Source organism: Terrabacter sp. AAH1 (assembly GCF_054456855.1).
Genome location: NZ_JBTJJV010000011.1, coordinates 89,539 through 102,061, shown reverse-complemented (window position 1 = coordinate 102,061; position 12,523 = coordinate 89,539). Strand labels below are relative to the sequence as shown.

Below are 12,523 nucleotides of genomic sequence, written 5' to 3'. Positions count from 1 at the left end.
CCTCGTCCAGCGGCGTCACTCGACAGGGTCGGTGCCGACCTTCGCCGGCGCGCCCACCGGCTCCGGCTCGGGGTCCTTCGTCCCCGTCGCTGCCGTCGCTGCCGTCGCTGCCGGCGCCACGGGAACCGCCGGGGCGACCACGGCGTGACGACGCCGGTAGCGCAGGACCAGCAGCGTGACCGGGACGAGGACGACGAGCCACGGCAGCAGCGCCGCGAGTCCCGTCAGGATCACGGTCACCGACCCCAGCAGGCTGTCCCAGGCGGTGCGCAGGCCGCCGGTGATCCCCTCGTCCGAGCCGGCAGCCGGCGTCGTGGCGTCGGTCCACAGGGTCAGTGTCACGTCGCTCGTCGTCGTCATCTGGTCGAGCTGGGCCAGACGCTGGGTCAGCGAGTCGAGGTCAGCCTGGCGTCGGGTCAGCTCGCTCTCGAGCGTGATGACCTGCTGCAGGTCGGTCGTCTTGGCCAGCAGGGCCCTTACGCGTTCGATGCCGTCACGCATCGGCTCGATGCGGGCCTTCGTGTCGACGTAGGTGTCGGTGACGTCCTCGGACTGCGACGAGCGGTAGCTCACCGACCCGATCTTCGACAGGTCGGTGAGCACCTGGTCCAGCGCCTTCGCCGGCACGTTGAGCACCATCCGGGCCTCGTCCACGCCGACGTCCGGCACCGAGGCGCCGGACCCGGTGCGCTGCTCGGCCGAGCGCCGGCCCCCCGTCGGGTCGATGCTCGTGACGACGTTCTCGGAGGTGACCTGCCCACCCGCGCCGGTGGCGATGACTCGGGCACGGGCCGCGGAGCCCGTCAGGTCGGTCACCTTGATGCCGAGCCAGGCGGTGCGGGCGATCTTGGCCGTCACCACCCCGGCGAGGCTCCCGGCTCCGGCGGCGTCAGCGGGCGCCTTCGCCGTACCGGGTTGCGACGGTGGGCTGACGGACGGCGCCCCCAGCCCGACCGCGGCACTGTCGCGAGAGGACTCTGCAGTGCCGGCCACGCTGCTCGAACCGGTGGTGGACCCGAAGCCGGCCGCAGGCCCCGCCGTGGACCCCGACCGTTGGAGCGCCCGCGACCCCAGCGCGAACGCCAGCGCGAGGACCACGACCGTCACGGCGATGACCGCGAGCGTGCGCCGGCGTGCCGGAGGCACGGACGAGAGCCGGGGGAGGTGTGAGGTGGCGGTCATGGCGAGCCCTTTCGACGGGTCGCCGCCCGTGCGTCGCCCGCTGGCGGGCACGGGTGCCGTGGCGACCTCCTTGTGTCCAGAGACACGCGCACGCGCCAGAACGTTGCGACGTCCGGTCGGCGCGGGGCCCGTCAGCGGGCTCGGGTCAGCGGGCTCGGGTCAGCGGGCTCGGGTCAGCGGGCTCGGCGCACGCGTCGCACCACCAGCCAGACGACCAGACCGGCGACCACGAGCCCGACGACCCAGTCGAGCACCGAGGAGTAGCGGTCGACGAGCTCGTAGCGCGATCCGAGCACCCAGCCGAGCCCGATGAGCAGCCCGTTCCAGATGGCGCTGCCGGCGACGGTGAAGACGCTGAACCGGGCCAGCGGCATGTGAACCGCGCCCGCCGGCAGCGACACCAGGCTCCGCACCCCGGGCACGAGCCTGCCGAAGAAGATCGACCGGCGACCGTGCTGCTCGAACCACGTGGTCGCGCGCTCGAAGTCGCGCCGGTCGACGAGGGGCAGCCTGGCCATGACGTCGATGGCGCGTTCCTGGCCGAGTCGCGCGGCGAGCAGGTAGAGGGCGAGGGCACCCAGGTAGGAACCGAGCGTGCTCGTCACGAGCAGCAGGGCGAGACCGAGCTGCCCCTGGCGCGAGATGAAGCCCGCCATGGGCAGCACCACCTCGCTCGGGATCGGTGGCAGCACCGTCTCGACGAAGGTGAGGGCGGCCACCCCCCACTCGCCCAGCGCCTGGATGACGCGGTAGGCGACGCCGACCAGCCCGGACAGGTCCGCGGCGGGTGGGGCTGCGAGCAGGGCGGTGTGGATCATGCCCTCACCATGCCCTGTCGTGCCCCGCAGCCCACGCACCCGACCGTCGAAGCCGTGCTCGCGGGTGGGAGAGTGACCCCATGGCAAGGACGGTCGCGGTCATCGGTGGGGGCATCAGCGGACTGGCCGCCGCGTGGGAGCTCACGCGCCCCGGGGCCGACGTGCAGGTCACGCTTCTCGAGGGGAGCGACCGGGTCGGTGGCAAGCTGCGCCTCGCGGACGTCGGGGGTGCCCGCATCGACGTGGGCGCCGAGTCGGTGCTGGCCCGACGACCGGAGGCGCTGACCCTCTTCGAGGAGCTCGGTGTCGCCGACCTCACCACGCACCCGGCGGCAGTCGGCGCATCGATCGTCTCGCGTGGGACCCGCTGGTCGATGCCCAAGGGCACCGTCATGGGTGTCCCCTCGGACCCCGAGTCGGTGCGCGGTCTCCTCGACGACGACGAGGTGCAGCGCCTCGTCGACGAGGTCGTCGAAGGTCCGCGTGAGGGGGACCTCTCTGTCGGGGACCTCGTCGACGCCCGGCTGGGGGCAGCGGTGACCGACCGCCTCGTGGAGCCCCTGCTCGCCGGCGTCTATGCCGGTCACGCCCGCGAGATCTCCGTCGAGCAGGCGGTGCCTGCGCTCGCAGCAGCTGCCCGCGAGGGCAGGTCGTTGACCGATGTCGCGCGGGATGCCGTGACCGCGGCGGCGAACGGGCCGATGGCGGCGCTGCCGGTCTTCGCGTCGCTCGTCGGGGGTCTGGGCACGTTGCCGGAGCTGCTCGGCGCCAGGCTGGCCGAGGCGGGGGCCGACGTCCGCACCGGCGCCCTGGTCCGTGAGCTCGAGGCGGACGGCACCGGCTGGCTCGTCTCCACCGGCCCCACGACCGATGTCCGGCGCGAGCGCTTCGACGACGTGGTGCTGGCCGCACCCGCTGCGCCGGCGTCACGCCTGCTGCGCCACGTGGCGCCGTCGGCCGCCGAGGCGCTCGCCACCGTCGAGTACGCCTCGATGGCCATCATCACCTTCGCGCTGGAGGGCCCCGTCCCGCCCGAGCTGGACGGCAGCGGCTTCCTCGTGCCCCCGACCGAGCCGCTGACCATCAAGGCGTCGACCTTCAGCTCGCTCAAGTGGCCGTGGCTGGCGCAGGCCCACCCTGACCGCACCTACCTGCGCGCGTCGGTCGGTCGGCACCGCGAGGAGGCGTCGCTGCAGCGCAGCGACGCCGAGCTCGTCGAGGTGGCGCTCGCCGACCTGCGCACCGTCCTGGGCGAGGGGCTTCCCGGGCCTGCCGCCGCCCACGTCCAGCGCTGGGGTGGCGGCCTGCCGCAGTATGCCGTCGGGCACCGTGCGCGGCTGGCGCCCACGCGTGACCTGCCGCCGGGGCTCGCGCTGTGCGGGGCGGCCTACGACGGCGTCGGCATCCCCGCGTGCATCGCGTCCGGGAGGGCCGCGGCCCGCGCCGTCCTGACCCGCGTGGGCAGTGCCCGGACGGTCTTGGGATGATGGGGTCATGAGCGAGCGCATGACCCCGGCCCGGATGCGAGAGATCAACGACACGATCCGCTACTGCATGTGGTCGGTCTTCAGCACGGTGACGCCGCTCGGCGACGACCGCGAGAAGCTGCTGGGCGAGCTCGAGGCCTTCCTCGCCGAGATCGACGGCGAGGGCGTCGTCGTCCGCGGCATCTACGACGTCGCGGGCCTGCGTGGCGATGCCGACTTCATGGTCTGGTGGCACGCCGAGACGATCGAGCAGCTGCAGTCGGCCTACCACCGGCTGCTGCGCACCGAGCTCGGCCAGCACCTGGAGCCGGTCTGGAGCAACGCCGCGCTGCACCGGCCGGCCGAGTTCAACAAGAGCCACATCCCGGCCTTCATGGCCGACGAGGTCGCCCGCAAGTACGTCTGCGTCTACCCGTTCGTGCGCTCCTACGAGTGGTACCTGCTCGAGGACGACGAGCGACGCGACCTGCTGCGCGAGCACGGCCAGATGGCGCGCGACTTCCCCGACGTGCGGGCCAACACGATCGCCTCCTTCGCGCTCGGCGACTACGAGTGGCTGCTCGCCTTCGAGGCCGACGAGCTGCACCGCATCGTCGACCTCATGCGAGAGCTGCGCGCGTCGCGCGCCCGTCGCCACGTGCGCGAGGAGATCCCCTTCTTCACCGGCCCGAAGGTGAGCGCGGCCGATCTGGTCGCGAACCTGCGCTGACCGCGGCCCCGCTCAGTCGTCGAGCGCCCTGGCAAGGATGGCGATGACGGGGATGAGCAGGAACGCGAGCCACGACTTCGTCAGGAAGAACGCGGCGATCGCGATGAACGGCGACAGACTGACGAGCGTGCGCGCCAGCTTGCCCTGCGCCGACGTCCGGCCCGGGGTCGCGGTGTGGGCGACGGCACTGCTGCGGGCGGGACGCAGCTTCGGCCGGGGTTCGGGCAGGTCGACGAAGAGCGCCGTGAGCTCACGACGCACGACGGCGTCGTTCGCGCGGCCGCGACGGTCCTCGTACTCGTTCGCGTCGAGGCGCCCGGCCGCGTGGTGCTCCGCCAGGGCGGCCAGGGCCTCCTCACGCTCGGCCGTGCCGATGCGGATGTCGCCGTCGTCGACCATGGGACGAATCTAGGCGAGCGGGCCCTGGCCGCGCAGCAGCCGGTCAGGACGGCGCGGCGCCGTCCTCGTCGGGCTGCAGCCGCAGGGAGATCGAGTTGATGCAGTAGCGCTGGTCGGTGGGGGTGTCGTAGCCCTCGCCCTCGAACACGTGCCCGAGGTGCGACCCGCACGTGGCGCAGCGCACCTCGACGCGCTTCATGCCGAAGCTGCGGTCCTCGATGTACTCGACGGAGTCACCGGCGAGCGGGGAGTAGAAGGACGGCCAGCCGCAGTGCGACTCGAACTTCGTGTCGCTGCGGAACAGCTCGGCGCCGCAGGCGCGGCAGGAGTAGACGCCCTTGGTCTTGGAGTCGGTGTACTCGCCGCGGAACGCAGGCTCGGTGCCGGCCTGCCGCAGCACCTGGTACTCGGCCGGGGTCAGGGCGGCGCGCCACTCGTCCTCGGTGCGCTGGACGGCGTACGGCGTGGTCGTGCTGTGGGTGCTCTCGTCGCTCATGTCCAGACCAACGCCACGTCACCCGGGTTTGTGCCCGGGTGACGTGGCGCGGTCGGGTCGGCTACTTCTGCTTCGGTGGGACTGCGCAGGTGGCGGTGGCCGTGTTGCCGGCCGCGTCGGTGGCGGTGAGCGTGGCGTCACCCTTGAAGGTGAAGTGCCAGTCGACGGCGCCGGCGAACGGGGTGACGCTCGATGCCGTCGTCCCCGGCGCCTGGGTCAGCTTCAGGTAGGTGCCGGCGGCGTAGGGCTGGAACGTGGTGCCGGTGGTGTTGTCGGTGATGGCGACGGTGACGCCGGGCAGGTTGTCCGCGGCGACCATCTCGAAGAAGCCGGCGTTGCGCCAGCCGCCGGGCGTGTGGCCGTCGGGGTTGACGCCGGGGCCGCACGAGACGGTGGGCGGGGTGACGTCGTTGACCTTGATACTCACCGTCTGCACGAACTCGGGGCCGGCGTCTGCGCCGTTGATCCTGAAGGTCGTCGTGCACCCGAGCGTCGAGCCCTGGGGCGCGTCGGCGGCGACGGTGACGGCCTCGTCGAGGACGACGTCGCCGCCGCTGGTGACCGTGCGAGGAAGGCTGGGGGAGAGGGCGATCGAGAGCCCGGCGTCGCAGCTGACGTCTGCGGTGACCTCGGCGGGCAGGTTGCCCAGGCCGGCGAGGATCGTGCTCGCCACGTTGCCGGGCGTGACGCTCGGGAAGAACGAGCCCGAGGTGGCCGTGGCGATCCGCTGGGCCTGGCCGGTGGCGTTGAGGCCGTCCCCACCGCCCGAGGCGACGTTGATCGCGATGACCTGGGCGCCCACGCCGACGAGCGACGCGGTGGCGTCGGCCTCGCTGTGTCCTGCGCTCGGGTCGTGTCCGCTCGCGTCGCCGAACCACACGACGATGCGTGACGAACCGGGACGGAAGGCGATGGCGTTGCCGCCCGAGCCCACCTGCCACAGCGCGTTGAGCTGGCCCTCCGGCGTGTCGCCGCCTCCCGAGGCGACGAGGCTGTCGATGGCGGCCTGCGCCGTCGCCTGGCTCGGGGTCAGGCCCGACTCGACCTCGAAGAGGCCGGTGCCGTCCGAGACGTCCTTGTAGGACGCGACCGCGAACTGTGCCTGCGGCTGCGCCGTCTGCACGCTGGAGACGATCGAGCCCATCTCGGCCTTCACGTTCGCGATGGCGGGGCCCATGCTGCCGGTCTCGTCGACGACGAGGACGATGTCGGGCTTCGGCGGGATCTCGGGCGTGGTGACGGTCTTCGTGACGTGCACGGTGTCGCCCGGGTCGACCGAGGCGTCGTAGCTGGCCGGGCTGACACCGGCGCCCATCGCGAGGGCCGGCGTCGCGACGAGCGCTCCGGCGGCCGCGAGCGTCAGGACGCTGCGGCGAATGGCTGTGAACATGGATGTTCCTTCCGTGACGAAACACACTGCGGCAAGTGGTGCGCGGTGTTCCCCCCGCACCGAGTGCCCGGCTGCTCCCCCCGGGACGCTCGAGAGGTAGGTGGCGCGGACGAGTCGCCTGATACCGACAAATGCGAACAATCGCCCGGCGCGGCACGTCGGCGACGGGTCCGGCGGCCCGTTTGCGACGATGTGCGCGTGCAGGTGCGCAGGCTCGTCTCGCGACCAATGCTCGTCGCTGCCGCTGCGGGCACGGGCTCGCTGCTCGGTGCCGCCGGCGGCTCCGTCGCCGCGGCCGCGTACTTCGCGCGCAAGGTGATCACGCCCGACGAGCTGCAGCCCGACGACGTCGCGATCCTGCGCCACGACGACGAGTCCGTGACGTTCGCCGCCGCGCCCGACCCGGTGGTGCCGGGCCGTTACGGCGTGTGGCTGGACGGGGGAGCGGGACACGCCCGCGTGGGCGACATCCTCGAGAGCGACGCGACGTCGGTCACGCGTCGCCTGCTCTCCGTCGACCGCGGCGCCCTCTCCGTCGGACCGGCCCGGTGGAACCAGTACTACTTCTGGGACCGGCCCTCGGTGAGCCTCGGACTGCCCGACGAGGACGTGAGCATCGTCTCCGACGTCGGCGCGCTGCCCGGGTGGGTCGTGCGACCCGCGAATCCCGGCAGCAGCTCGGACTGGGCGGTCCTGGTCCACGGGCGAGGCGCCCGCAAGGAGGAGACGCTCCGCGCCGTCCCGGTGCTGCGCGAGGCCGGGTGGACCAGCCTCGTCGCCGCCTACCGCAACGACCGTGACGCCCCGCTGGGTCCGGACGGGCGATACAACCTCGGGCTGTCCGAGTGGCGCGACGTCGAGGCGGCGATGGGGTATGCCGTGTCGCACGGGGCGCGCCGCATCCTCCTGCTCGGGTGGTCGATGGGCGGAGCCATCGTGCTGCAGACGCTCGACCACTCACCGTTGTCCGAGTACGTGGTGGGTGTCGTGCTCGACTCCGCCGTCATCGACTGGGGCGTGGTGCTGCGTCACCACGGCAGGTTGCGCCGCGTGCCCGCCCCCCTCGTGCGGATGGCGTCCGGTCTGCTCGGGTCGCGCCGCAGCCGACGCCTCGTGGGCGTTCGCGAGCCCATCGACGTGGCCCGCACCGACTGGGTGGCCCGGGCGGACGAGCTGCGCCACCCGATGCTCGTCATCGCCTCGGACGGCGACGACTTCGTGCCGATCGGACCGGCGGTGGCTCTCGCCGGGCGACGCCCCGACCTCGTGCGTTTCGAGCGCTGGGACGTCGCGCGCCACTGCCGCGAGTGGAACTACGACCCCGAGCGCTGGGAGCGCGTGCTGCGCGAGTTCGTGACGTCCGGCTAGCGGTGCCTCCGCGCGAGTCGGCGCGCGTGCTCAGCGCCGCACGAACCAGCGCCCCATGAGCGTGCCGTCCTGCTCGACGAGGAGCTCGAGGTCGAGGTCGGCCGGCGTGCCGTCGGCTCCCACCGTTCGGGGCGCGCCGGCGCCGACGACGCGCGGGACCACGGTGTAGCACAGCTCGTCGATCGCGCCCGCCGCGAGGAACGAGCCCAGCAGGCCCGGGCCGCCCTCCGTCAGCACGTGGTCGAGCCCGCGCGCATGGAGGGCGTCGAGGAGCACGCGCAGGTCCACCTCGTCGTCGCCGCAGACGAGGACGTTGGCGGCGCCGAGGTCGTCCCGGGCCGGTTCGAGCCCCGGGGCCGAGGCGGTGGTCGCCAGCAGCGCCCGTCCGTCCCGGCACCCGCTCAGCGTCGGCGGGACGGTGCCCCGGTTGCTGACGGCGACGAGGGGCAGGACGTCGGGCAGCCCCGCGGCACGACGCAGCGCCACGAGGGAGTCGTCGACCGACAGCGGCGGGTAGCCCTCTGCGCGGACGGTGCCCGCTCCCACGACGACGACGTGGCTCAGCGCCCGCAGCACCTCGAAGACGACGCGGTCGGCATCGTTGTTGATCGATCCCGACCTCCCGTCGGGGCCGGTCGCACCGCCGTCGAGCGACGTCACCATGTTGGAGCGCACCCAGCGCTCCTCGGCGCAGGCGTAGGCGCGGAAGAGTGCCGCGTCGTCGAGGTCGGCCAGGGCGGGCAGGCCGGAACGGCCGGGGACGAGCAGACGCATCCCGTCAGTATCGGCGACGGCCGGGGGCACTTGCCGATCAGGGCCTGCGCATCCCGTCGCACCACGGCCCTTTCGGGCAGGATGACCGCATGGGCAAGGGCAAGAAGGGCAAGAAGAGCCAGAAGGCAGCGGCGGAGATCGAGGAGAAGGCTGTCGAGGATGCCGTGGTCGCCGCCCACGAGGAGGAGGCCGTCCAGGAGATCAAGGACGTCGTCAACTCGCTCCGCGTCGGCAAGGGCTTCGTGCTCGCCGACGTCGACACCTCGGGCACGCCCGGCTTCACGGGCGACAAGGTGGACGGCAAGGCGGCGCTCAAGGCGTGCGAGACGGAGCTGTCCGACCTGCTCGAACGGCTCTTCGCCGACTCCATCGAGGGTGGCAGGCGGTCCGTGCTGCTCGTCGTTCAGGGGATGGACACGTCGGGCAAGGGCGGCATCATGCGCCACGTCATCTCGGTGAACCCGCAGGGCGTCAAGGCGACCGGCTTCAAGGCTCCGACGAAGGAGGAGCTCGCTCACGACTTCCTTTGGCGCATCGAGAAGGCGCTGCCCGAGCCCGGCCAGCTCGGCGTGTTCGACCGGTCGCACTACGAGGACGTCCTCGTCGTGCGGGTGCACGAGCTGGTGCCCGAGTCCGTGTGGTCGAAGCGTTACGCCCAGATCAACGCCTTCGAGCGCAAGGTGATCGCCGCGGGAACGACGGTCATCAAGGTGATGATGCACATCTCCACGGACGAGCAGAGGGACCGCCTCATGGAGCGTCTCGACCGCCGGGACAAGTACTACAAGTACAACCCGGGTGACGTGGACGAGCGGGGGCACTGGGACGCGTACATGGAGGCGTACCAGGCGGTCCTCGACAAGACGTCGACGGTGGGGGCGCCGTGGCACGTCGTGCCGGCCGACCGCAAGTGGTACGCCCGCCTGGCGGTCCAGCAGCTCCTGCTCGAGGCCCTGCGCGGCATGAACCTCGAGTGGCCCCCGCCCGACTTCGACGTCGAGGCCGAGAAGAAGCGCCTGGCCGTCAGCTGACGGACGTGGTCCCGGGGCGTATGCCGTCCGGCCCGTTCCAGCTGTGGGTGACGGCTCAGCCGGCGCGGTCCAGCACGGCGTCGGTGGCTCCCGCGAGGTCGACGTCGAGAGAGCCGAAGGTGTGGCCGCGGCGGCCGGCGATCCGGCTGGCCACGAAGGCGTCGGCGACGGCGCCGGGGGAGTGCCGCACCAGCAGGCTCGCCTGCAGCGCGAGGGCGAGGCGCTCGACCACCGAGCGGGCACCGAAGGCCGCCCCGGCGGACAGCGGGTCGAGCGAGCGAGCCTGTGCGAGAGCGGAGTCCACGTACGCGTCGAGCTCCGCGCTGCGTCCCCGCACCTCGTGGAGCTCCTTGGTCAGGGCCTCGAGGCTCGCCGGCTCACGACCGACCGCGCGCATGACGTCCAGCGCGTTGACGTTGCCGGACCCCTCCCAGATCGAGTTGAGCGGGGCCTCGCGGTAGAGGCGCGCCAGCCCGTTCTCCTCGACGTAGCCGTTGCCGCCGAGGCACTCGAGCGCCTCGGCGACGACCGAGGAGGTGCGCTTGCACACCCAGAACTTGCCCAGAGCGACCCCGATGCGGGCCAGCTCGCTCTCGCCGTCGTCCACCGCACGGGCGAGGCGGAGGCCGAGCACGGTGGCGGCCTCGGCCTCGAGGGCGAGGTCGGCGAGGACGTTGCGCATGAGCGGCTGGTCGACGAGCAGGGCACCGAAGGCCCTGCGGTGCCGGGCGTGGTGCAGCGCGCGTGACACCGCGTCGCGCATCGTGGCCGTCGACCCCAGCACGCAGTCCAGTCGGGTCGCGCCGACCATGTCGATGATGGTGCGCACGCCGCGCCCCTCGTCACCGAGCCGGCTGCCCCACGTGCCGTCGAGCTCGACCTCGCTCGAGGCGTTCGAGTGGTTGCCGAGCTTGTCCTTGAGGCGCTGGAGCGCGAAGACGTTGCGCGAGCCGTCGTCGAGGGCGCGCGGCAGGACGAAGCAGGTCAGGCCGCCCGGCGCCTGCGCGAGCACGAGGAACGCGTCGCTCATGGGGGCCGAGCAGAACCACTTGTGCCCGGTGAGGCGGTAGGTCTCACCCGGCAGCGGTCCGCCGGGCGACGCGACGGCCCGGGTCGTGTTGGCCCGGACGTCCGACCCGCCCTGCTTCTCGGTCATGCCCATCCCGGCGACGGCGCCGGACTTGGTCGTGACGGGCCGGATGCCGAAGTCGTAGGAGCGGCTCGCGAGGGCGGGCAGCCAGCGCCCCCCGAGGGTGGGGTCGTGCCGGAGGGCCGACCCGGCGGCATACGTCATCGAGACGGGGCAACCGTGCCCGGCCTCGACACGCGACCACAGGACGAAGCCGGCGGCTCGGCGCACGTGGGCACCCGAACCGCTCGGTGACAGCCAGGCCTCGGCCGTCAGGCCGGCCCCCACGGCCTGGGTCATGAGCCAGTGCCACGAGGGGTGGAACTCCACCTCGTCGACCCGGTTGCCCCTGGCGTCGTGGGTGCGCAGCACCGGACGGTGGGCGTCGGCGAGCCGGCCGTGCTCCTGTGCCTGCGCCGAGCCGGCCAGGCGCCCGAGGGCAGCGAGCTCCTGCATCGCGGACTGGCCCGCCCACCGGGCGACGGCCTCTGCCAGTGCGACGTCGTCGGCGAGGAAGTCGCCGCCGACGTACTCCGGGGCCTGGTTGGTCACCTCGTGTGTGCTCACCAGCCGAGGTTAGGCCGCCCGCCCGGGCGGGCGCCGGTGGGACGCGTGTCGCACGGGTCACGTCGACGACCCACCCGCACGGATAGATTCGTGGCGATGACGGTCAAGAAGCGCGTACGCGCGGTGCTGCGTCGGGTGCCGGGCGGGCTCGGCGCGGCCCGGCTGACGCTGCGGACCGTCGACGTCTGCCTCGACTACCGGGTCACCGGACTCGCCGCCGAGGCGGCGTTCTTCATGCTGCTCTCGCTTCCGCCGCTCGTGCTGGGGCTCTTCGGCGGACTCGGCTACGTCAGTGCCTGGATCGGTCCTGAGAACGTCGCCCGGGTCGTGGCGACGATCCGGGAGTACGCCGAACGCTTCCTCACCGAGGACAGCGTCAGCCAGCTGCTCGTGCCCACGGTGGAGGACGTGCTGGGTCGCGGACGGCCCGAGATCGTGTCCCTCGGCTTCCTGCTGTCGCTGTGGTCGGGCTCGCGCGCCCTCAACGTCTTCATCGACACCGTGTCGATCATGTACGGCCAGAAGGACATTCGCGGGATCATCCGCCTGCGCGCCCTCAGCCTCGGCATCTACACGGTGAGCACGGTCGCCGGAATCGTCCTGCTGCCGCTCGTGCTCCTCGGTCCGGTCCTCGTGTCCGACTGGCTGCCCGACTCGCTCGCCTTCCTGCGCTACCTCTACTGGCCGACCGTCCTGGTGCTAAGCATCGTCGCGCTGACGACGCTCTACCACGTGGCCACGCCGCGCCGGGCGCCGTGGCTCCGCGACGTCCCCGGCGCTCTGCTGGCCCTCGCCATCTGGCTCGGTGCCTCCTACCTCGTCCGCGTCTCGCTCGAGGCCTCCCTCGGCGGCACGACGATCTACGGTCCTCTGACGGCGCCGATCGTGCTGCTCATCTGGCTCTACTTCCTCGCCATCGCCATCCTCATCGGGGCGGGGCTCAACTCCGCCTCGCGCACCCTGTGGCCGGTCGAGCTCGGCGAGCACGAGCCGACGTCGGTCGTGGACTGGATCGCCCGACGACGAGCGGAGGACCGCCAGTACACGCACGGCCGACCGTCCGAGCTGCAGCAGGCCGTCGAGCGCGAGCTCGACGAGGGGGTCGCGGCACCGGCTGAGCACGAGCGCGAGGTCGGCCGGTGACCCCCGGATCGGTGGTCCGACGGCCGGTTT

The 12,523-nt window shown here is 72.5% G+C and carries 12 protein-coding genes; 5 read left to right on the top strand and 7 right to left on the bottom strand.

What is annotated here, in order from left to right:
- Window positions 1–15: 15 nt before the first annotated feature.
- Window positions 16–1,182: a DUF4349 domain-containing protein gene (locus ACXR8F_RS16270; RefSeq protein ID WP_458801989.1), complete on the bottom strand. Its 1,167-nt coding sequence runs from the start codon at window positions 1,180–1,182 to the stop codon at window positions 16–18.
- 173 nt (window positions 1,183–1,355) lie between these two features.
- Window positions 1,356–2,000 (bottom strand): DedA family protein, encoded by a 645-nt coding sequence (locus tag ACXR8F_RS16265; RefSeq protein ID WP_458801987.1) that lies wholly within the window; start codon window positions 1,998–2,000, stop codon window positions 1,356–1,358.
- Window positions 2,001–2,080: 80 nt separating this feature from the next.
- Here ACXR8F_RS16265 and hemG point away from each other — a divergent pair, with 80 nt between their 5' ends.
- Window positions 2,081–3,487: a protoporphyrinogen oxidase gene (hemG, locus tag ACXR8F_RS16260; protein ID WP_458801986.1), complete on the top strand. Its 1,407-nt coding sequence runs from the start codon at window positions 2,081–2,083 to the stop codon at window positions 3,485–3,487.
- Window positions 3,488–3,494: 7 nt separating this feature from the next.
- Window positions 3,495–4,196 carry a hydrogen peroxide-dependent heme synthase gene (gene hemQ / locus ACXR8F_RS16255; protein WP_458801984.1) on the top strand — a complete coding sequence of 234 codons (702 nt, stop codon included), beginning with the start codon at window positions 3,495–3,497 and terminating at the stop codon, window positions 4,194–4,196.
- Between the two features lie 12 nt (window positions 4,197–4,208).
- Here the strand turns inward: hemQ and ACXR8F_RS16250 are convergent, their stop codons facing one another.
- From ACXR8F_RS16250 to ACXR8F_RS16240, 3 genes are all read right to left on the bottom strand, one after another.
- Window positions 4,209–4,595: a DUF1707 domain-containing protein gene (locus ACXR8F_RS16250; RefSeq protein WP_458801982.1), complete on the bottom strand. Its 387-nt coding sequence runs from the start codon at window positions 4,593–4,595 to the stop codon at window positions 4,209–4,211.
- Window positions 4,596–4,638: 43 nt separating this feature from the next.
- Window positions 4,639–5,091 carry a peptide-methionine (R)-S-oxide reductase MsrB gene (msrB, locus tag ACXR8F_RS16245; RefSeq protein ID WP_458801981.1) on the bottom strand — a complete coding sequence of 151 codons (453 nt, stop codon included), beginning with the start codon at window positions 5,089–5,091 and terminating at the stop codon, window positions 4,639–4,641.
- Between the two features lie 61 nt (window positions 5,092–5,152).
- Window positions 5,153–6,481 carry a vWA domain-containing protein gene (locus tag ACXR8F_RS16240; RefSeq protein WP_458801979.1) on the bottom strand — a complete coding sequence of 443 codons (1,329 nt, stop codon included), beginning with the start codon at window positions 6,479–6,481 and terminating at the stop codon, window positions 5,153–5,155.
- A 198-nt stretch (window positions 6,482–6,679) separates the two neighbouring features.
- Here ACXR8F_RS16240 and ACXR8F_RS16235 point away from each other — a divergent pair, with 198 nt between their 5' ends.
- On the top strand, window positions 6,680–7,849 hold the full coding sequence (locus ACXR8F_RS16235; RefSeq protein WP_458801977.1) for an alpha/beta hydrolase family protein: 1,170 nt from the start codon (window positions 6,680–6,682) through the stop codon (window positions 7,847–7,849).
- A 30-nt stretch (window positions 7,850–7,879) separates the two neighbouring features.
- Here ACXR8F_RS16235 and ACXR8F_RS16230 read toward each other — a convergent pair whose 3' ends face one another.
- The gene (locus tag ACXR8F_RS16230; protein WP_458801974.1) at window positions 7,880–8,623 is read right to left on the bottom strand and encodes a dihydrofolate reductase family protein; all 744 of its coding nucleotides are present in this window, start codon (window positions 8,621–8,623) and stop codon (window positions 7,880–7,882) included.
- An 89-nt stretch (window positions 8,624–8,712) separates the two neighbouring features.
- Here ACXR8F_RS16230 and ACXR8F_RS16225 point away from each other — a divergent pair, with 89 nt between their 5' ends.
- Entirely contained in the window at window positions 8,713–9,654 is a 942-nt protein-coding gene (locus ACXR8F_RS16225; RefSeq protein WP_458801971.1) for a polyphosphate kinase 2 family protein, read from the top strand.
- Window positions 9,655–9,709: 55 nt separating this feature from the next.
- On the opposite strand, the gene ACXR8F_RS16220 is transcribed toward ACXR8F_RS16225, so the two are convergent.
- Window positions 9,710–11,350 carry an acyl-CoA dehydrogenase family protein gene (locus ACXR8F_RS16220; RefSeq protein WP_458801970.1) on the bottom strand — a complete coding sequence of 547 codons (1,641 nt, stop codon included), beginning with the start codon at window positions 11,348–11,350 and terminating at the stop codon, window positions 9,710–9,712.
- A 96-nt stretch (window positions 11,351–11,446) separates the two neighbouring features.
- Here ACXR8F_RS16220 and ACXR8F_RS16215 point away from each other — a divergent pair, with 96 nt between their 5' ends.
- Window positions 11,447–12,493, top strand: a complete 1,047-nt coding sequence (locus tag ACXR8F_RS16215) for a YihY/virulence factor BrkB family protein (RefSeq protein ID WP_458801968.1) — start codon at window positions 11,447–11,449, stop codon at window positions 12,491–12,493.
- The last annotated feature ends 30 nt before the right edge of the window (window positions 12,494–12,523 follow it).

Coding starts and splice junctions, on each gene's coding strand:
- ACXR8F_RS16225 (WP_458801971.1), top strand. CDS start 8,713: ATGGGCAAGGGCAAGAAGGGCAAGAAGAGCCAGAAGGCAGCGGCGGAG.
- ACXR8F_RS16270 (WP_458801989.1), bottom strand. CDS start 1,182: ATGACCGCCACCTCACACCTCCCCCGGCTCTCGTCCGTGCCTCCGGCA.
- ACXR8F_RS16240 (WP_458801979.1), bottom strand. CDS start 6,481: ATGTTCACAGCCATTCGCCGCAGCGTCCTGACGCTCGCGGCCGCCGGA.
- ACXR8F_RS16265 (WP_458801987.1), bottom strand. CDS start 2,000: ATGATCCACACCGCCCTGCTCGCAGCCCCACCCGCCGCGGACCTGTCC.
- hemQ (WP_458801984.1), top strand. CDS start 3,495: ATGAGCGAGCGCATGACCCCGGCCCGGATGCGAGAGATCAACGACACG.
- msrB (WP_458801981.1), bottom strand. CDS start 5,091: ATGAGCGACGAGAGCACCCACAGCACGACCACGCCGTACGCCGTCCAG.
- ACXR8F_RS16250 (WP_458801982.1), bottom strand. CDS start 4,595: ATGGTCGACGACGGCGACATCCGCATCGGCACGGCCGAGCGTGAGGAG.
- ACXR8F_RS16215 (WP_458801968.1), top strand. CDS start 11,447: ATGACGGTCAAGAAGCGCGTACGCGCGGTGCTGCGTCGGGTGCCGGGC.
- ACXR8F_RS16230 (WP_458801974.1), bottom strand. CDS start 8,623: ATGCGTCTGCTCGTCCCCGGCCGTTCCGGCCTGCCCGCCCTGGCCGAC.
- hemG (WP_458801986.1), top strand. CDS start 2,081: ATGGCAAGGACGGTCGCGGTCATCGGTGGGGGCATCAGCGGACTGGCC.